Annotated in this window: 17 protein-coding genes and 1 pseudogene; 12 read left to right on the forward strand and 6 right to left on the reverse strand. The window is 36.6% G+C overall.

The annotated features are described in order from the left end of the window. Positions 1-149: 149 nt before the first annotated feature. Together ACSVDH_RS09670 and ACSVDH_RS09675 are read right to left on the reverse strand one after the other, a co-directional pair. A complete protein-coding gene (locus tag ACSVDH_RS09670) occupies positions 150-1232 on the reverse strand; it encodes a CopD family protein (RefSeq protein ID WP_439249271.1) in 1083 nt (360 codons plus the stop codon). A gap of 3 nt (positions 1233-1235) precedes the next feature. After that, complete coding sequence (locus ACSVDH_RS09675) at positions 1236-1793, reverse strand: copper resistance CopC family protein (protein ID WP_439249272.1); 558 nt, start codon at positions 1791-1793, stop codon at positions 1236-1238. Between the two features lie 220 nt (positions 1794-2013). Between ACSVDH_RS09675 and ACSVDH_RS09680 the strand changes: the two genes are divergently transcribed. The 9 genes and pseudogenes from ACSVDH_RS09680 to ACSVDH_RS09720 all read left to right on the forward strand — a co-directional run bounded on the left by ACSVDH_RS09680 (position 2014) and on the right by ACSVDH_RS09720 (position 10391). Then, positions 2014-2106, forward strand: coding sequence for a YjcZ family sporulation protein (locus ACSVDH_RS09680; protein WP_299089364.1), 93 nt, complete (start codon positions 2014-2016; stop codon positions 2104-2106). 105 nt (positions 2107-2211) lie between these two features. Beyond that, positions 2212-2286: pseudogene (locus tag ACSVDH_RS09685) on the forward strand (YjcZ family sporulation protein); the annotation flags it as partial. A gap of 204 nt (positions 2287-2490) precedes the next feature. Then, positions 2491-3570, forward strand: a complete 1080-nt coding sequence (locus ACSVDH_RS09690; RefSeq protein WP_439249273.1) for a putative 2-aminoethylphosphonate ABC transporter substrate-binding protein — start codon at positions 2491-2493, stop codon at positions 3568-3570. A gap of 93 nt (positions 3571-3663) precedes the next feature. Then, positions 3664-4689, forward strand: coding sequence for a putative 2-aminoethylphosphonate ABC transporter ATP-binding protein (locus tag ACSVDH_RS09695; RefSeq protein WP_439249274.1), 1026 nt, complete (start codon positions 3664-3666; stop codon positions 4687-4689). A gap of 2 nt (positions 4690-4691) precedes the next feature. Further along, on the forward strand, positions 4692-6452 hold the full coding sequence (locus ACSVDH_RS09700) for a putative 2-aminoethylphosphonate ABC transporter permease subunit (RefSeq protein WP_439249275.1): 1761 nt from the start codon (positions 4692-4694) through the stop codon (positions 6450-6452). Between the two features lie 12 nt (positions 6453-6464). Next, positions 6465-7274, forward strand: coding sequence for a phosphonoacetaldehyde hydrolase (gene phnX / locus ACSVDH_RS09705; RefSeq protein ID WP_439249276.1), 810 nt, complete (start codon positions 6465-6467; stop codon positions 7272-7274). A gap of 17 nt (positions 7275-7291) precedes the next feature. After that, entirely contained in the window at positions 7292-8404 is a 1113-nt protein-coding gene (phnW, locus tag ACSVDH_RS09710; protein WP_439249277.1) for a 2-aminoethylphosphonate--pyruvate transaminase, read from the forward strand. Then, the gene (locus ACSVDH_RS09715) at positions 8401-9582 is read left to right on the forward strand and encodes a saccharopine dehydrogenase family protein (protein ID WP_439249278.1); all 1182 of its coding nucleotides are present in this window, start codon (positions 8401-8403) and stop codon (positions 9580-9582) included. Before phnW ends, ACSVDH_RS09715 begins: the two co-directional genes overlap by 4 nt. A gap of 23 nt (positions 9583-9605) precedes the next feature. Continuing rightward, the gene (locus ACSVDH_RS09720; RefSeq protein ID WP_439249279.1) at positions 9606-10391 is read left to right on the forward strand and encodes a DeoR/GlpR family DNA-binding transcription regulator; all 786 of its coding nucleotides are present in this window, start codon (positions 9606-9608) and stop codon (positions 10389-10391) included. Positions 10392-10494: 103 nt separating this feature from the next. Here ACSVDH_RS09720 and ACSVDH_RS09725 read toward each other — a convergent pair whose 3' ends face one another. Next, a complete protein-coding gene (locus tag ACSVDH_RS09725) occupies positions 10495-10716 on the reverse strand; it encodes a hypothetical protein (RefSeq protein ID WP_299089355.1) in 222 nt (73 codons plus the stop codon). 144 nt (positions 10717-10860) lie between these two features. Here ACSVDH_RS09725 and ACSVDH_RS09730 point away from each other — a divergent pair, with 144 nt between their 5' ends. Next, on the forward strand, positions 10861-11904 hold the full coding sequence (locus ACSVDH_RS09730; RefSeq protein ID WP_299089354.1) for a M42 family metallopeptidase: 1044 nt from the start codon (positions 10861-10863) through the stop codon (positions 11902-11904). Positions 11905-12041: 137 nt separating this feature from the next. On the opposite strand, the gene ACSVDH_RS09735 is transcribed toward ACSVDH_RS09730, so the two are convergent. The 3 genes from ACSVDH_RS09735 to ACSVDH_RS09745 form a co-directional block, all read right to left on the reverse strand. Then, positions 12042-12332, reverse strand: coding sequence for a YxcD family protein (locus tag ACSVDH_RS09735; protein ID WP_439249280.1), 291 nt, complete (start codon positions 12330-12332; stop codon positions 12042-12044). Beyond that, positions 12320-12757, reverse strand: a complete 438-nt coding sequence (locus ACSVDH_RS09740; protein WP_299089350.1) for a hypothetical protein — start codon at positions 12755-12757, stop codon at positions 12320-12322. The genes ACSVDH_RS09735 and ACSVDH_RS09740 overlap by 13 nt, the downstream gene beginning before the upstream one ends. A 211-nt stretch (positions 12758-12968) precedes the next feature. Further along, positions 12969-13484 (reverse strand): GNAT family protein, encoded by a 516-nt coding sequence (locus ACSVDH_RS09745; RefSeq protein ID WP_299089349.1) that lies wholly within the window; start codon positions 13482-13484, stop codon positions 12969-12971. A 377-nt stretch (positions 13485-13861) separates the two neighbouring features. Between ACSVDH_RS09745 and ACSVDH_RS09750 the strand changes: the two genes are divergently transcribed. Then, positions 13862-16636, forward strand: coding sequence for a sensor domain-containing phosphodiesterase (locus ACSVDH_RS09750; protein WP_439249281.1), 2775 nt, complete (start codon positions 13862-13864; stop codon positions 16634-16636). Positions 16637-16687: 51 nt separating this feature from the next. Beyond that, positions 16688-18328, forward strand: coding sequence for a thiamine pyrophosphate-binding protein (locus ACSVDH_RS09755; RefSeq protein ID WP_439249282.1), 1641 nt, complete (start codon positions 16688-16690; stop codon positions 18326-18328). The last annotated feature ends 107 nt before the right edge of the window (positions 18329-18435 follow it).

Below are 18435 nucleotides of genomic sequence, written 5' to 3' on the forward strand. Positions count from 1 at the left end.
TGACAATTAACATCAACTTTTCATTATATTTAAATAATAAACACAAAAACGTCAACTTTATAAAAAATTCTACAAACCACAAAAAAGGAAGTGTACTTTTAGTATACTTCCTTTTTTTGCTTCCTTTTATCCCGTTCATGTAGTGAACCCTATCCAATGCTAACCGACATCATCAGGCCTAGGTATGCTGAAATAATAAAGAGGATACCAAAGCTTAAAGGGATCCAGGGGGATACCTTTTTATAAAAGCTTATTACAATTAAAGCCAAAAATAATATCGCAATACAAAGTAAAACAATTCCTTCAAACCCAGTGTTAAGCTGTACGATAAAAGGGGCTGCGATTTTATGGCCGATGAAGTATTCTACCCAAAAGGCAGCTCCTTCTTGAATGACAGTGGCATTTACTTGATGCGGCGGAGTTAAGGTCCCTAGGACACCTGTTATAAAAAAGATAATCATAAGAATAACAGTCTCTGCCTGTATCCATTTTTTTGCATCAAATGTTGAATCCACTTTAGCTTTTCTTGATAAAATTCCATTTACAAGTGCAAACATTAATACAGGGATAATACTAAGATGCTTTAATAAGAGCATCTGACCGTATGGTAAAACCCATGCATTAGCATAGTCTCTTGGCTGAACGACAAAAAACATCAATAAGATCCCTGTCACTGTTGTTATCAAAAATAAAACGATAGAGAGCGGGGTGAACCATCGTAAAAAACCGTGCCAGTCTTCAATGCTTTTTGCAAGCCAGCCAATGTGAATCAAAACGCCAACCCAAATTGTGATTGTTAAGAAATGAATAGAATGGGAAAAAAGCCCTGGCACTAAATCAAGAGATGCTGAGTGGCTTGCATAACCAAGCGAGATCATCATCAAGAAAAGAAAAAAAGCCTGCAAATATTTTGAACCTTCTACATACATAACCATCCATAAAAAAACAGCAAAAAAACTTCCATAAAGCCAAGAGATGCCTACTTGAAATTCAGTAAGTATGGCATATGCTCTTAAGCTTAAAAAACCTTCTGTCGAAAAGTATGAAATCACTTGAAGGACTGGAAAAAAAGTGAAAATGATGATTCCTAATACGGATAATAATAAACTGCTTTTTGAAACCTGGCTGGCTGGCTTTTTATCAACAGGTATAAATTGTAATATCACATGGCCTGTTAAATAGGAAAAAAGCATGTACGTAATATATTCGGTAATTGGTATTAATGGGGTCATGCCTTACCTCTTTTTACGTAAAAGAATCCAAACGCCAACGACAAGTAGGATTACTAATACGATGATTGATATTGTTGAAATCATTGAACTGTTATCATTAACTTCTTCTGTTTCAGTATCCACATTCGTATTTTCCTCAGCTGTAGAGGTATTATTCTCTTGGGTATCAGATGCTTGTCCGCTTTCCTTCGGAGTGATTGCTTCGGTTTCTTCTGCCGGAAGGTCTACTTTAAATGAAATATCACCTGATATAACATGACCATCCGTTGAGGCAATTTTCCATGTTAACGTGTAGTTCCCATCTCCTAATGGTTCTGATAAAGTTCCTACAACCTGTTTATCTCCAACTGTGATCGAATCGAAATTTATATCCTGTTGATCTTTCACCAATGTTAGTGTGCTTTGATTTTCAATTTCTCCAGCAAACTCAACTTTAAGTTCCTTTAATTCCTCTTTAATTGTTTCTCCTTCACTAGGTGATGAAGAGGTTAATGTTGTATGAGCGGATGCAATAATTGGCATAGTCAAAATAATCCCTAATATAAATAAAACTTTCTTCAATATTCTCACCCTAACTGTTTTAGTAAAAAATTCTTTTTCCTTCTCATTTTATCATGAAATACTTTCTGCTTTTATAAGGCTTTCTTACAATTTAGCAAACAAAAAAGTGTTTGAAAAATTTTTGAAAAAAAGAAAAATTCCCAGGAACTGTGCAAACGCCCTTACGGACAAGTACCTATATACATATTGTAGTATTACAACGAAAGAGAGGTGTTGTTAAATGAGTGGATCAACTTACGGTGGTGGATTTGCTTTAATCGTTGTATTATTTATCCTGCTAATTATAGTAGGAGCAGCTTTCGTTTGTTATTAAAAATACAGATATTTTTAGTGAATATCATTAAAAGGAGGAATTACAATGGGTTACGGTTATGGTGGCTGGGGCTACGGCTGCGGCGGTTATGGATATGGCGGTTATGGATATGGAAAAGGCTTTGCGCTAATTGTTGTATTGTTCATTCTTTTAATTATTGTTGGTGCAGCTTGGTTTTAATAGATGGTAATAAAAAGGAGGCTGTCTCTCAGTCTTCTTTTTTTACACATTTTTTTATTGTGGTTGTAAAGTGCCACAAGAAAACAATTATATTTATCTATAAAACAACATAATACAAAATCTTTACATAGACTTCACACTAGATTTACATTGTGGATTTATATTGTATTTATAAAATAAAAATACGAATGAGGGATAAAAACAATGAAAAACCACATTTTGAAAATTGTTATTCTCTTAGTGACACTTCATTTACTAGTTGCATGTGGACAAGCAAATTCTAATCAGGCTTCAACTACCAACCAAAGCAATGGATTATCTGGAGAACTGACAGTTTACACAGCAATAGAGGAAGAGTTGATTCCTCAATACTTACAATCATTTGAAGAAAAATATCCTGATATTAAACTAAATATTGTAAGAGATTCAACTGGTATCATTACAGCAAAGCTTCTATCTGAAGGGAAAAATACACAAGCTGATGTTGTATGGGGACTGGCAGCATCAAGTCTTCTTGCGCTTGATCAAAAGGCCATGCTGGCAGGCTATACACCTAAAGAAAGTGACAAAATTCTCCAAGCTTTCAAGGATTCAAATAAACCTCATAAATGGGTTGGAAACACTGCATTTATGACTGGAGTTGTCGTAAATACAGCGGAACTGGAGAAAAAAAATCTACCAATCCCGCAATCTTATGAAGATCTAATAAAACCCGAATACAAGGATTTGATTGTCATGCCGCATCCTGCTTCATCTGGGACAGGCTTTCTAACTGTATCAGCTTGGCTGCAAATGATGGGTGAAGATGGTGCTTGGCAATTTATGAACGATTTACATCAAAACATTGCTGCCTACACACATTCAGGTTCAAAACCTGCTAAATTAGCAGCTACAGGTGAATATGCAATCGGCATTTCATTAGTTTATAGCGGTGTTCAACAAAAACAAGAGGGAGCACCGGTAGAGGTTATATTACCTTCTGAAGGACTTGGCTGGGAAGTTGAAGCCAATGCCTTAATCAATAAAGAAGATAAGAAAAATGAAAAATTGGCAAAAGCGTTTCTGGATTGGGCAATTTCAGATGAAGTAATGAAGAAGTATTATGAAGCAAATGGATTTTCTACGATGAAAAATGATTTTGCAAAACCTGAAGGGTTCCCAATAGGAGCTGAAGATAAAATGTATCCTGATAATGATCTAAATTGGGCAGCTCAAAATCGTGATGTCATTTTAAAAGACTGGGATGCTAAGTTTAATTCAAAAGCTGAGCCCAAAGAAGAATAGTGAGTCCTACTGTCAATGTAAGGACAGCCCCCTGTTCTTGCATTGACGCTTAAATAGATTTACTTTGAAAAGACATTAAGGAGGATCGTCCTCATGAAACACCAACCATTTTTGGAAATAAGCCACATTTCAAAAGAATTCGGCTCATTTAAAGCACTTGATGATATAAATTTTACGGTCAAAAAAAATGAATTTGTTTGCCTATTAGGTCCGAGCGGCTGTGGAAAAACGACCTTGTTACGAATTATTGCTGGATTAGAAACACCGAGTAATGGGGGTATCCAATTAGAAGGTAAGGATTTAACCAGTTTGCCACCAGCAAAACGAGACTTTGGGATTGTCTTTCAATCTTATGCACTATTTCCAAATTTAACGGCCTACCAGAATGTTGAGTATGGCTTGAAAAATCGAAAAATAAAGAAAAAAGAAAGACAAGAGAGAGTGAAAGAAGCTCTTGAGATGGTTGATTTACTGCCTATTCAGAATAAGTATCCAGCACAATTATCAGGTGGCCAACAACAGCGAGTTGCTTTAGCGCGGGCAATTGCTCTTTCACCAAAGTTTTTATTATTAGATGAACCATTGTCTGCGCTGGATGCAAAAGTAAGGGACAAACTCCGTTATGAAATTCGTTCAATACAAGAAAAAATTGGCATTACCACGATAATGGTTACTCATGATCAAGAAGAAGCATTAACGATGGCAGATAAAGTCGTTGTTATGAACAATGCAAAGATTATGCAAGTTGGCAGTCCACAGGAAATTTATAATCAACCGCGACATCCATTTGTAGCGGATTTTATCGGATCCATCAATATGTTTAAGCTTGAAAAACAAGGTCCTGGAATAAACAAAGTCATTGGCATTCGCCCAGAACATATTCAGCTTTCCCATACTGAAGGAGTAAATGCACGTATCGAAAATCTCGAATTTAGAGGGTCAAGTTATCGCCTTCAGTTGAGCGTGGAAGACTGTTCATCTTCTTTGAATAAACAAATTATTAAAGCAGATGTTTCAGCGTCAATGATTCGTGAATACAGACTAAAGAAAGATGCAACTGTATTTATACAATTCCCTGAGCCTTATTTATTAACCTATGAAGAACAGGTGGTTATTTAAATATGGAATTCACCTCAGCAACAGTGATAAGAGAAAGGAAGGTAAAGCAAAAGAATGGTTCAAATGAGAGGCTGCAAACATTATTGATTGTCTTTGTTTTGTTAACCTTTTTTGCATCATTAGTTTTACCTTTAGTTGCGTTGTTTTCACAGACAGTCTTTGATAATCAGGGAAAGTTTGTCGGGCTGCAAAATTTTATTGACTATTTTCGAACGGCGTCACTTGTTACATCGTTGCAACACACCCTATTCATTTCAACGATGACAATGGTTATTTCAGTTAGCTTAGCCTTTTTCTATGCTTACTCGCTAACCAGAACACAAATAGCTGGGAAAACATTTTTCAGATATTTGGCGCTATTACCATTGTTTGCACCGACTATGATGCATGGAATTGGTTTGATGTACTTGTTTGGCAATCAAGGAATCATCACAAATGGATTTTTTGGCTACTTACCTGGCGTGAATATTGAATTATATGGTGCGACTGGAATTATTATCGCGGAAGTGATTTATACCTTTCCGCAAGCCTTTCTTATTTTGTATATCACATTGCAGCAAACGGATTATCGTTTATATGAAGCGGCTAATACTTTAGGTACGAAAAAAGGGAAGCAATTTCTAACCATCACCTTACCTAGTGCAAAATATGGATTGATTAGCTCGTTGTTTATTGTTTTTACTTTAAGTTTTACGGATTATGGAGCGCCTAAAGTAGTAGGTGGACAGTACAATGTACTTGCAACAGATATTTATAAGCAAGTGGTAGGTCAGCAAAACCTGCCAATGGGTGCGACTGTTGGTGTCATTTTAATGCTTCCAGCGCTATTTGCCTTTCTGGTTGATCAACTGACACAGCAAAAGCAGTCTTCTTATGTATCAGCAAAATCAATTCCATTTAAAGTGGTGAAAAACAAATTAAGAGATCGAATTGCCTTGCTTTATTGCTTAGGTATTTCAGGATTTTTCCTGTTGATTTTTCTGGCTGTTGTCATCGCCGCCTGTGCGAAAATGTGGCCATATAACTTAAGCTTTACTTTGGATCATTTTACATTTACTAGTCTGTCAGGAGATGGATTAATAGCATACAAGAATAGTTTCATTGCGGCAGCATTGACATCTGTTTTTGGAACAATTATTACCTTTATTTTTGCTTATATAATCGAAAAATCAAGAAAACATCTTGGGTTAAGGAAAGTCGGAAATCTGTTTTCTATTATACCATTAGCACTTCCAGGACTAGTTATTGGGATTAGCTATATCTTTTTCTTTAGCAAACCTGAAGTTTCATTTTTTGGCATGACCATTGCGAACCCATTGCACTTCCTCTATGGCTCGATCGCTATTATTGTCATAGCTAATATTTTGCATTTTTACTCAGTTGCCTTTGTGACAGCAACAACAGCCTTGAATAAGTTAGATAAAGAGTTCGAGCTAGTATCAGAATCAATGGGTGTACCATTTTATAAAACATTTTTTAGAGTAACCGTTCCTATTTGCCTTCCTGCCATCTTGGAAATGGCGATGTATTTCTTTGTTAATTCAATGGTGACAATTTCAGCTGTTGTATTTTTATACTCGGCAGACTTTAAGCTTGCGGCGATATCTATTGTAAACATGGATGATGCAGGAAATTTAGCATCTGCTGCTGCAATGAGTGTCTTAATTGTGCTAACAAATATTTTCGTGAGAGTACTGTATGAAATAGCTGTAAAAAGATTTAAATCAAAAACTGATAAATGGAAGTCTCAGGAAGCCGCTTAAAAAACTGAAAGGATGATGATGATGAATAAAATTGAAGGAATTATTTTTGATTGGGCAGGTACTACAGTTGATTATGGATGTTTTGCACCATTGCATGTTTTTCTCAAAGTATTTGAAGACAAAGGAGTCAAGATAACATTAGATGAAGCAAGAAAACCGATGGGATTATTAAAGATTGAACATATTCGGGCAATTATGAGCATGCCTCGGGTTAGACAAGAATGGGAGAACATACATGGAGCAGCGCCATCAGAAGATGATGTTCTTGACATGTACCCAAAGTTCGAGGAAAAGCTTTTTGAAAGCTTAGCAACATTTACAACACCGATACCAGGAGTATTACAAGTAATTAATCAATTACGTAGTAAAGGGTTAAAAATTGGTTCAACAACTGGTTATACAAAAGAAATGATCGAAATTGTTGCGAAAAATGCAAAGGGAAAGGGCTATGCCCCTGATGTAATTGTCACTTCAGAGCTTGTTAAAGAGGGAAGACCGTATCCATGGATGTGCTATTACTGTGCAATGGAATTAGGGATATTCCCAATGAATAGGCTCGTAAAAGTAGGAGATACAACGACAGATATGCAAGAAGGTCGAAATGCAGGGATGTGGACAGTTGGAGTTGTGTTAGGCAGCAGCACACTAGGTCTAACAGAAGAAGAGGTTCATTCCATGGATCCTCAATTCTTATCGGAAAAAATGGAATCAGCAAGAACAAAATTATTTGAGGCAGGAGCCCACTTTGTGATCGATTCTATCATTGAGCTGCCTGTATTAATCGAAAAAATTGAAGAGAGCAAACAAGAAGTTCTAGTTTAACCATACGGAGGTCCGTCATGAAAAATCCATATTTATTATTAACACCAGGTCCATTAAGCACATCTGAGTCAGTAAGGGAAGCAATGAGAAAAGATTGGTGTACATGGGATCATGAATACTTGCTTTTAGTTCAAAAAATACGGCAACACTTGGTTAACCTGGCGACACATCAACGCAGCGAATATACTTCCGTTTTAATGCAAGGAAGTGGAACGTTCACAGTTGAGTCAGTTATTGGATCGGTTATTCCGCGTGAATATTCAAAGCTGCTAATTGCTACAAATGGTGCATACGGAAACCGGATTATTCAAATGGCAGAAATTCTCGGAATTCAGACTGTGATAAGCCGGACAAAGGAGAATGAACCGACAAATCTTTATGAAATCGAAAAGTTCTTACAAGCAGACCCAGCCATCACGCATGTAGCTGTTGTTCATTGTGAAACAACAACAGGTATTCTAAACCCGGTTGAAGATGTGTGTAAATTAGCTAAAGCGTATAACAAAAACACAATTGTTGATGCAATGAGCAGTTTTGGCGGGATTGAATTGGATGTACATGAATGGAAAATTGACTTTTTAATTAGTAGTGCTAATAAATGTATTCAAGGTGTTCCTGGTTTCGGATTTGTCATTGCCAAAACAGAAGAACTTGAAAAATGTGAAGGGATTTCCCACTCTTTATCATTAGATTTGTATGATCAGTGGAAAACAATGGAGGATTCAAATGGGAAGTGGAGATTTACCTCACCTACCCATGTAGTAAGAGCCTTTTACCAAGCGCTTATCGAATTAGAAGAAGAAGGTGGGGTAACAGCAAGGAATAAACGGTACCGTGAAAATCAGACAATCTTAGTTGAGGGAATGAGAGAGTGTGGCTTTACGCCATTCGTTCTACAAGAATATCAATCACCAATAATAACATCCTTCTTACATCCAAATGATGATTTTGAGTTTAATGCTTTTTATCAGCACCTTAAAGAGGAAGGATTTGTTATTTACCCTGGAAAGGTGTCGGAGGTATTAACATTCCGCATTGGAACAATTGGTGAAGTAGATAAATATGACATTAGGAGATTAATCCAATCTATTAAAAAAATAAAAGATAAACAAGGAGAGACAGAAAAATGAAGGTATTTTGTTTAGGTGGTGCAGGGAAAATTGCAAGGGAAGCGGTATTGGATTTAGTGAAGTTTTCAAGCTTTGAAAAAATTACGGTTGCAGACTACAATGAAGAAGAAGGCCGTAAGGTTGTAGAGTGGTTGAATGATCCAAGAGTAGATTTTGTTAAAGTGAATGTCCATGATCATCAAGATACAGTTGAAAAAATGACAGGCTATAACATTGTCATGGATGGGACAACGATTACCCTAAATGGTAAAACAACCGCTTGTATTGCTGAAGCAGGCTGTCATGGCATCAATTTAAATGGATTTGGTGAAGAGGATGCATACCACGAAGAATTTGTAAAAAACGGAAAAACATGCTTACCAGGCTTTGGAATGACTCCTGGTTTAACACAGCTTATGGCCATGCACGCTGCAAATCAGCTTGATGCAGTCGAGAGTGTAAGAGTAAGCCACGGTTCTTACCGTCCGATCGCATTCTCTAAATCTATAACGGAAACAACAACTTATGAATATGATCCTGAATTGCCTGGAAGGGTTGTTTATGAAAATGGCGAGTTTGTTCAAGTTCCTCCTTTTGCCCGACCAAGAGAAATTGATCTCCCTGAGCCTTACGGAAAAGGAATCCAATATATCATTCCACATGCCGAGACAAAAACCTTGGCTAAAGCGTTAAAGGATAAAGGTGTTCAATTAATTGAAGTTCGCGGAACATGGCCGGAACAAAATATGAGGCTAGTACGAGCATTATTTGAATATGGAATTTTACGCAATGACAAAATTAAGATCAATGGAACTGATATCGGAATCATGGATTGTATTTCACAGTATTTATATCAATCAAAGGAAGGTTCAGAAACAGAGCTATACGGCTATGCCCTTCACATTGAAGTAATTGGTGAAAAAAATGGTCAAAAAATGAAGCATGTTCTTACACATACACATCCTAAATCGGATGGCTCTGTACAGGGATGGGAAGGCTTGCGTGCATATACTAGAAATGTTGCGATTCCATTTGCCATTGCAACAGAAATGATCGCAACTAATAAAGTAGTGAAAACAGGTATTGTTATTCCTGAGGAAGCCTTTATCGTACCTGAGGACTTTTTTAAAGAACTGGAAAAGCGTGGTATACTTGTACATGAGAAAATCGAAATCTTACAAGAACCCGCTAGAGTTTAACTTTTGTCATTAGGGGGACAGAGATGTCTTTATTAGCTGAAGAGAGAAAAAAAATCATTCTTGAATTGCTGGAAGAAAACGGACAGGTAAAAGTAGCCGATTTAGCGTATCAATTTGATGTTTCAACCGAAACCATCCGCCGTTACTTAGAAGAGTTGGAATCCGAAAAAAAACTAAAAAAGGTTTATGGAGGAGCAGTAAAAATAGAGAATGAAAATGAAGAACCAACCTTATATGAACGAGAAATATTAAGAGTTGAAGAAAAAAAGCAAATTGCACGTAAGGCATTAGAGTTTATAGAAGATGGTGATGTTATTGTTATTGACGAAGGAACAACCACTTACCAAATGGTGAATGGCCTTTGTGGAAAAAATGGAGTAACCGTGATTACCAATTCATTCCCTGTTTCTTCCTTATTAATTTCATATGCGAACAGGCAATTGTTTAATGGTGAGCTCATTTTCATCGGAGGAAAGGTCCAATTTGATCATTACCGTTCTTCAAGCTCGTTATCGGAAAAAATGGCAAAGGAATTTTTTCCTGATAAAGTATTTTTATCAGCTGATGGCCTCCTGCCAAATAAAGGCGTCATGAGCTATAATATGGAAAAAACGATGCTTTCGCAAATTTATTTGGAAAACGCAACGAAGAGCTTTTTATTGATTGATCATTCAAAGCTTAACGTAAAAGCGAGTTATCGACTTGCAGGTATAAACGAGATTGATTATATATTAAGTGATGTACCAATGCCAGAAGCATGGAGTAAAGAAGGAATTTCTGTTAACAAGTGGATTTTTTGTCAATCTTGAAGCTTTAAGTGGGAGTATGGTAGCCGGTTAAGTGAAACGGTACTGAATCAGAATCAAGGGAAAAGGTGCTGTCGCAAACTTTTGAGACAGCACCTTAGGTTGCTTAAGAAGTTCTCTTCTCGCTCCCATCAATATGGATTAATGAGTTTCTTTTAATCCAATATTGAAAACTGTCTAAAGGAAAGACACCTCTCCGTTTCGAGTTGTTCATTTGGATCACAACACTTCTACCAGTCACTTCTAAAATCTTTAGTTTATCTGAATTACTGATATTTGGAATAAAGCTTCCTTTTAGTTTAAACTCCATATTGTCGTGTAGTTCCATGCTAGCCATCCTCCATTTAATAATATCCTTCTTTAAATTTCCCACTCCTTCATAATTTATCCATTTTTTTAGATTCATTTCGAAGGTTTGCTCAGAATTTGGTACACTAATATAGTGATTATTTAATAAGGAAGGTGTTTTTTCGTGACAACCGCAAATGAAACGATCCAGCTAATTAAAGAGCTTGTCGAAATACCGAGTCCATCAGGGAATACGAATCAGGTGATCACATTTGTTGAAAACTATTTAAGCCGTTTTCAATTTGAGATGAAACGAAACAAAAAGGGCGGCTTAGTCGTTACGATTCCTGGTAATGATAAAAGTCAGCACCGAATGCTGACAGCACATGTCGATACATTAGGAGCCATCGTAAAAGATATTAAATCCACAGGCAGATTGATGATTGATTTAATAGGCGGCTTTAATTTTAATTCTATTGAAGGTGAGTATTGTCAAATTGAAACCGCAAGCGGCAAAATCTATACTGGTACAATTCTTATGCATCAAACTTCTGTCCATGTTTATAAAGAAGCAGGTAAGCTTGAGCGCAATCAAAAGAATATGGAAGTAAGAATTGATGAAAAAGTACAGAATGCTGAGGATGTTCGTCAACTTGGAATCGATGTCGGAGATTTTATTTCGTTCTATCCAAGAGTAGAGGTTACACCAAATGGATTTATTAAGTCTCGCCATCTAGATGATAAAGCAAGTGTTGCACTATTACTGCAGCTGATGAAACGTATTTCAACTGAAAAAGTAACTCTGCCTTATACGACTCATTTCCTAATTTCAAATAATGAAGAAATTGGTTATGGCGGAAATTCAAATATTCCTCCCGAAACGGTTGAATATGTAGCGGTAGATATGGGGGCCATTGGTGATGGGCAAGCAACTGATGAATACACAGTATCCATTTGTGCAAAGGATGCTAGCGGACCATATCATTATGCGTTGCGTAAAAAATTAGTACAGATTGCAAAAGAAAACAATATCGATTATAAAATAGATATCTACCCATATTATGGATCAGACGCTTCAGCAGCCATTCGAGCTGGACATGATATAGTTCACGGACTAATTGGACCGGGAATAGATGCTTCACATGCATTTGAGCGTACCCACGCCTCTTCATTGGAAAATACCGCCAGACTGCTGTATTATTATGTGCAATCAGAAATGACATGTTAAAAAGGAAGGAAAATCCCGTTTGCTCTAGGGACTAGCCAATTAGGAATTGAAGATAAAGAACACCTTCAATTCCTATTCGCCTTATGCTTGTCGCCTTATGCTTGTCGCCGAATGCTTAGCACCTTGCACTTTTTTTATTATTTTACATAAGCAATAACGCCTTCTTCATCATCAAGCACGAGATCAAGAGCCGCTGAAAAGGGGTCTACCTTCATTACGGTATCAAGCCAAAATCGTATCGCTTCAATGATATTTGCCGTTATGAGAATTTGCTTGCGGTCATTCACATAGGCTTCAGCAGAAAATCCGTAATCATCATCATACATTAATTCGATTTCTACTTCCTGAGGTGTGATTTGTCTTTTGTGGGCAATGTGTAAACAAAGTGCGTTTACAATGTCCTGCTCAGTTATTTTTATTTTCCCCATACTGTTTTATCCTCATGCTTGCGTTTGTTTTTGAAAAAGGTAAATAGCTTACGAACAATAAAAATAATTGCAACAATAGCAAATATATTGACAAATAAGCCGATGATTGAACCTAAAATACCTAAATTACTAAGCAATCCCCCAAGTAATAGACCTGCTAGTCCACCTAAAAATAAACCCTTCATAATGCCTCCAGCCTTTGGCTTAGAGGTTGTACTGCTTTTAGTAGCTGTAGATGATTTTTGCTGGGAATCTTCCTTTTTAAAAAGGGAAGGACTATTGGTAGAATTTGAATTAAAAGATTTTTTACCAGATTTATAGCCTTTCGCACTTACAGTTGTCACCTGATCACCAATTAAAAAGCCGCTAACCGGTGTGAAAAGCAAAGTAAGTACAAGCATTGCAGAAAATAGTTTTTTGAACATGGTGTAATTTCCTCCTAAATATACTGTATCTTTATGTAATACGAAAAGAAGAGATAAAGGTTTCAAAAAATCTGCTTTTTTTATAATGATCAAACTCATTGTTGATTATAGCACTATTTTGATTGGAGAGATAACAGGGGGGTTATGAGTCTATAAAAATAGATCATTTTGAATAAGTTGAAGACGAAACTAATTCAAAATGATCCATTTATTATCTGTCACATACCCATTTTATTTCACCGGATTTATCCTGGTAATCGATATCTACTTCAAAGTTATGCTTCTCGTAAAAATGGACGAGACGATCAACATGATCCCAATCTCTTTCTGCGATGTCACCTGTTATCTCAGGAATATTTTGTTCGACTGCAAGCTCTTTTAAATAATCCATGCAAATGGAACCATAGCCTCTATTCGCTGGACCTTTTATATCACCTATGTGAATCTTGTTGTCTTCAGTATAGGTTGCATGGATAGAAAAATCCCATTGGCCATTGTAGGAGCTTTCACAATCACTTAGCATAATTTTACAAGATTGGCTGTCTTCAGGTGTATAAACAATAACGAGTTTATCATCTTTTGCATGGTCAACACCTAGTACCTTGCTCTTTTTGGCAATTTCTTTTAGATTATCTTGCAGGCGAAACACCTGAATTTCTAATTCTTCTAACTCCTCCTTTAATTCCGCAGGGGTGCGTGAATCTTTTTCGAGTAATGGATAAAACATGATAAACTCCTTTCTTTGTACTTTTTACTCTATTAAAATGGTAAATCATTTGTTTACTACTTATTTAAAAGGTAAATTTTGCAATAAACAGTCAATTATTATACAGGATATGTACTATTTTTTCAATGTGTTCTTTGAAAAACAAACGAGAAAATCTTGTTTTGCCATCATTAGGAAAAATATCCCTTTATATACATGACTTTTAACCTATATCAAAATGAAAATTTGGTCCTTAGGACCTTTTTTTTGTTGGTTCTTATATAATATGCTTAATTTAAGGAAAATTGTATGATTTTGTCGGTTGCTTGGACAAAGAAGGATGAAAAGCCTATTAAACTATTTTTGGAGAAAGTTCACATACCGTTGGAGGGGAAGGAATGATTGAAGAACACACGAGATATTCACGTCTTGCTCAAACTACTAAGCTAATAAATACAAAATTAGAGTTGCGAGAAGTGCTAGAACACGTTGTGACTGCCATTTCTGATGAAATATTTCGCTGTGATTCCGTAGGGATTTATTTGCCTCAAGGAGATGGAACATATCGTGGTTATGTAGGTAAACCGGATGTCATAAATGGCAAGACTCTAAACATGATGGTCATAAATCCGGAAACTGACTTATTAGCGAAAGAGGTTCTTGAAACAAAAGAAAGCATTTATATTCCCGATACCTTTAAAGATCCCAGGCCAGACCCAGGTCCAATAAAGACTTTTAAAATCAATTCATTATTCGTATTACCGATTAATTATGAAGATGAGGTGTACGGGCTCGTTTTTTTATTTAATCACGGTTTTCATATGAATTTAACAAAAGCTGAAATTCAATCAGTAGAAGCGTATGTAAATATGGCTGCGGTTGCCATACAAAACACAAAAAATTTAACGAGAAAAGAGAACCTTATCTCAGAAAAACAATTATTATTAGATGTAACAAGGGAGCTTTCCTTATGTTCAACCATGAATGAGGTTCTTGATAAATGCTTCTATTATGTTGGCAGGGTATTAAAGAATACAAACATTGGGGCACATTTATTGGACCCGATTGCAGGTAAAGTATTGAAGCCGGTAAGCTTGAGCAAGGAAAGTGATTGGACGGAAGAAGCATGGAAGAAGACACATAGAATCATTAGAATTGATCAAACGACAGATCGTTTGTTTCAAGAGGTAATTAAAACAAAAAAAGCTGTTTTAGTTCCAGATGTCAGTTCAGATCCTCGACCAAATCATGAGGCTTGTCGAACGTTTGGAATTAAAGGGGTTCTTATGCTTCCAATCGTTACAATGGGAGAGATATTAGGTCTTTTAGCTATCGTAAATTTAGATGAAAAAAATCATGTTTATCCACAAGCTGATATCCAATTAGCACAATCGATTGTAGAAGCGACTGCAGCAGTGTTATCAAATATCATTTATATGGAAAAACAGGAGCTTATTATAAAGGAACGGACGATGGAGCTTACTGAAAAAAATCAGGAGCTTGAGAATGTAGTAGGAGAACTGCAACGATTAAGTCGCGAAAAAGAGTTAATTTTAAATTCTGCTGGCGATGGGATTGTGGGGCTGGATATAGAAGGGTATATTACGTTTTGCAATCCTGCAGCCAAAACGATTTTAGGCTATAGTTCAGAAGAATTAATCGGAAAATCGTATAGGTCCTTTTATTCCAGTGAAAATTTCAATCAGGCTTCCTTTCTAAAAAGCTCTGAAAAAGATACCATTTATACGGATGAAACCTTTATTCGCAAGGACAAAACAGAATTCCCTGCTGAGTATGCTATTACCTCGATTAAGGAAAAAAATCAAGTAATTGGTTATGTTGTTACTTTTAAAGATATCACCGTTCGAAAACAGCTGGAAGAAAAAATAAACTACCATGCTTATTATGATAGTTTAACAAATTTGCCTAATCGTCTTTTATTACATGATCGTTTAAATCAGGGCTTGGCCTATGCGCAGTTGCATAATGAACAGCTGGCGGTTTTATTTCTTGATTTGGACCGTTTTAAAACGATTAATGATACGTTAGGACACAGTTATGGTGACCTTCTGCTTCAAAAGGTAGCTGAGCGTTTAAATGCTTGTGCCTATAAAGGATGTACCGTTTCTCGTCAAGGAGGGGATGAGTTTACAATTATTCTGCCAATTGTCCGATGTGAGAACGAAGTAAGAACGTTTTCGGAACAAGTCATTGCTGCTTTTAAAGACCCGTTTGATTTAAAAGGGAATGAGGTCTTTGTGAAAACCAGCATCGGGATTAGCATGTTTCCCCAAGATGGTGAGGATGCGGAGGATTTAATTAAAAAAGCTGATACTGCTATGTATAAAGCGAAGGAATTAGCTGGAAATGACTATCAATTTTACACAACTGCAATGGATTATCGCTCACTTGAACATGTAAAACTTGAAAATTCTTTATATAAAGCGTTGGATTTAGATGAACTGCAAATTTATTATCAGCCCCAATATGATATTAAAGATAAACAGATTTTTGGTGTTGAAGCACTGCTTCGCTGGGATCATCGTACAAAGGGGATGATTTCACCAGGGGAATTTATCCCTCTAGCAGAGGAAACTGGTTTAATTGTTCCAATTGGAGAGTGGGTGCTTAGAAACGCTTGCAAGCAAATAAAAGAATGGCAAATGCAGGGATATCCTAAAATGACGGTATCAGTAAATGTGTCAGCCCAACAATTTAACAAGCCTAATTTTGTCAATATGGTAAAAGAGATTATAGAAGAAATAGAGCTATCACCTCACTATTTAGAATTAGAGCTAACCGAGAATTTAATTATCCAAAATACGGAAGAGACCCTTCATAAAATGTCCAGATTAAAAGAATTAGGGATTAAAATATCAATTGATGATTTTGGCACAGGCTATTCATCTTTAGGTTATTTGAAAAATTTTCCGATAAACACCTTGAAGATTGATCGTTCGTTCATCAATGAAGTTTGTCATGACCCTAAAAATGCAGCGATCACTAATACCATTATTACGCTTGCCCATAATTTAAATCTCCATGTCATCGCAGAAGGCGTAGAGACTATCGAGCAAATTGAATTCTTATCTTCAAATAACTGCTATCGTATACAGGGGTATTATTATTCACGCCCAATTAGGCCTGATGACTTAGTAGCAAACTATTTTTAATAGTTTTATATAGATGTGAAATTCAATCTATCTAAACAGGAGGCGTTAATAATGAAAGCAATACGTTCAGTACTTAATTATTTGAAAAATGGCGGAGTAAAATATGTCTTTGGGATTCCTGCTGGTTCTGTAAATGCCTTATTTGATGAGCTCTATGATATACCGGAAATCACGCCGATTGTGACAAAGCATGAGGGTGCCGCTTCCTATATGGCGGCCTCTTATGCAAAGTACTCAAAATCTTTAAGTGTTTGTATTGGCTGCAGCGGTCCAGGCGGAACGAACTTAGTTACAGGTGCTGCAAATGCCATGCGTGAGCATTTACCAATCTTATTTATAACGGGTGCAGTCCCAGTTCAAACAAATGGTCTTAATGCATCACAGGAACTTAACGCACAACCAATTTATGAGTCTGTAACGAAATATAGTGCAACAGTAAAGAATTCTGCAGAGCTATTGGAAACGATTGTGAAGGCGGTTGAAATTGCTTTAACCGGGGTACCGGGACCAGTTCATGTTGCCATTCCTATTAATGTTCAGCTTGATTTGATTGAGGAGGCAGAAATTCCCGCATTTCCGAACGTAATGAAACATAAGCCTGATCTTGCTGCAATACATAAAGCAGTTGATCAACTTATTAACCAAAAGGATGGGATCATGTTTGTCGGCCAAGGTGCAAGGGATGCAGTTGATGAAGTGCTTGAATTAGCAGAGCTGGTAAATATGCCTATTATCACAACTCCGCAAGCAAAAGGACTAATCAGGGATGATCATCCGTTATTTAAAGGAGTATTTGGTTTTGCGGGTCACGAGCAAGCATCAAGGTTAATTAATGAGGGATATGGAGAAACACTGTTTGTCATTGGTTCAAGTCTTGGTGAAACCGCAACAAATAATTGGAATGGTAATCTGACAAAAAATCGTTATTTTATTCAGTTGGACATTGACCAGTCTGTATTTAATAGAAAGTATCAAGTGGATCTCCCGATTGTTGGTGATGCAGATCTTAGTCTAACTGCGATTATTGAAAAAGTAAAAAAACGAGTGACAGATAAACATTTTTATTTTCCAAAAGAAGAAACCATTCATGAAGATGAGGATCAGAAGGAATTTAATACACAAAATGTATTAAGTGCTTTGCAAAAGCTGCTGCCTGAGACAACAAGATACACTGTTGACATTGGTGAATTTATGTCCTATGTCATCCATTATATGAATGTAAAAGCACCACATACGTTTGATATCAATGTTCATTTTGGAGCCATGGGAACGGGGATTGGTTCTGCAATAGGAAGCAAGCTTGCTGAGCCGGAGCGTGATGTTGTATGTATAACTGGCGATGGTTGCTTTTTTATGCATGGAATGGAGATATTGACTGCAAAGGAGTATCAGCTTCCAATCATATTTGTTGTAATGAACAATGCCCGTTTAGGGATGGTCTATCATGGTCATAACCTTCAATATCAGCGTTCGCATTCTTGTTTTGAACAGGAGCCTGTTAATATTTCTGCTATGGCAGAAGCATTTGGTATTCGAAGCGCTCGAATCCAACAATTAGATCACATCAATCCGTTTCTTATTGAATATCTTCGCGCAGATGGTGGACCAGCTGTTTTAGAGGTTGAGTTAGTCGACCAAAACATACCGCCAATGGGAGACCGAGTGAAGTTTCTTTCTTCTTTTGGGAAATAATAAAATCTCTGCAAAGCAACAAGGGTCAGCCTCCTCCAACTAACACCCATATATTGGATTTAACGCTATGTTAATTCTAATATATAGTGTAGAGGGGTCTGACCCAT

The sequence above is a fragment of the Metabacillus sp. Hm71 genome (assembly GCF_051842955.2).
Classification (GTDB): Bacteria; Bacillota; Bacilli; order Bacillales; family Bacillaceae; genus Metabacillus.

Bases quoted from the DNA above. Each gene is read 5' to 3' on its own strand.
- ACSVDH_RS09670 (WP_439249271.1), bottom strand. From the start codon at position 1,232: ATGACCCCATTAATACCAATTACCGAATATATTACGTACATGCTTTTT.
- ACSVDH_RS09680 (WP_299089364.1), top strand. From the start codon at position 2,014: ATGAGTGGATCAACTTACGGTGGTGGATTTGCTTTAATCGTTGTATTA.
- ACSVDH_RS09690 (WP_439249273.1), top strand. From the start codon at position 2,491: ATGAAAAACCACATTTTGAAAATTGTTATTCTCTTAGTGACACTTCAT.
- ACSVDH_RS09695 (WP_439249274.1), top strand. From the start codon at position 3,664: ATGAAACACCAACCATTTTTGGAAATAAGCCACATTTCAAAAGAATTC.
- ACSVDH_RS09700 (WP_439249275.1), top strand. From the start codon at position 4,692: ATGGAATTCACCTCAGCAACAGTGATAAGAGAAAGGAAGGTAAAGCAA.
- phnX (WP_439249276.1), top strand. From the start codon at position 6,465: ATGATGATGATGAATAAAATTGAAGGAATTATTTTTGATTGGGCAGGT.
- phnW (WP_439249277.1), top strand. From the start codon at position 7,292: ATGAAAAATCCATATTTATTATTAACACCAGGTCCATTAAGCACATCT.
- ACSVDH_RS09715 (WP_439249278.1), top strand. From the start codon at position 8,401: ATGAAGGTATTTTGTTTAGGTGGTGCAGGGAAAATTGCAAGGGAAGCG.
- ACSVDH_RS09720 (WP_439249279.1), top strand. From the start codon at position 9,606: ATGTCTTTATTAGCTGAAGAGAGAAAAAAAATCATTCTTGAATTGCTG.
- ACSVDH_RS09725 (WP_299089355.1), bottom strand. From the start codon at position 10,716: ATGGAACTACACGACAATATGGAGTTTAAACTAAAAGGAAGCTTTATT.
- ACSVDH_RS09735 (WP_439249280.1), bottom strand. From the start codon at position 12,332: ATGGGGAAAATAAAAATAACTGAGCAGGACATTGTAAACGCACTTTGT.
- ACSVDH_RS09740 (WP_299089350.1), bottom strand. From the start codon at position 12,757: ATGTTCAAAAAACTATTTTCTGCAATGCTTGTACTTACTTTGCTTTTC.
- ACSVDH_RS09745 (WP_299089349.1), bottom strand. From the start codon at position 13,484: ATGTTTTATCCATTACTCGAAAAAGATTCACGCACCCCTGCGGAATTA.
- ACSVDH_RS09750 (WP_439249281.1), top strand. From the start codon at position 13,862: ATGATTGAAGAACACACGAGATATTCACGTCTTGCTCAAACTACTAAG.
- ACSVDH_RS09755 (WP_439249282.1), top strand. From the start codon at position 16,688: ATGAAAGCAATACGTTCAGTACTTAATTATTTGAAAAATGGCGGAGTA.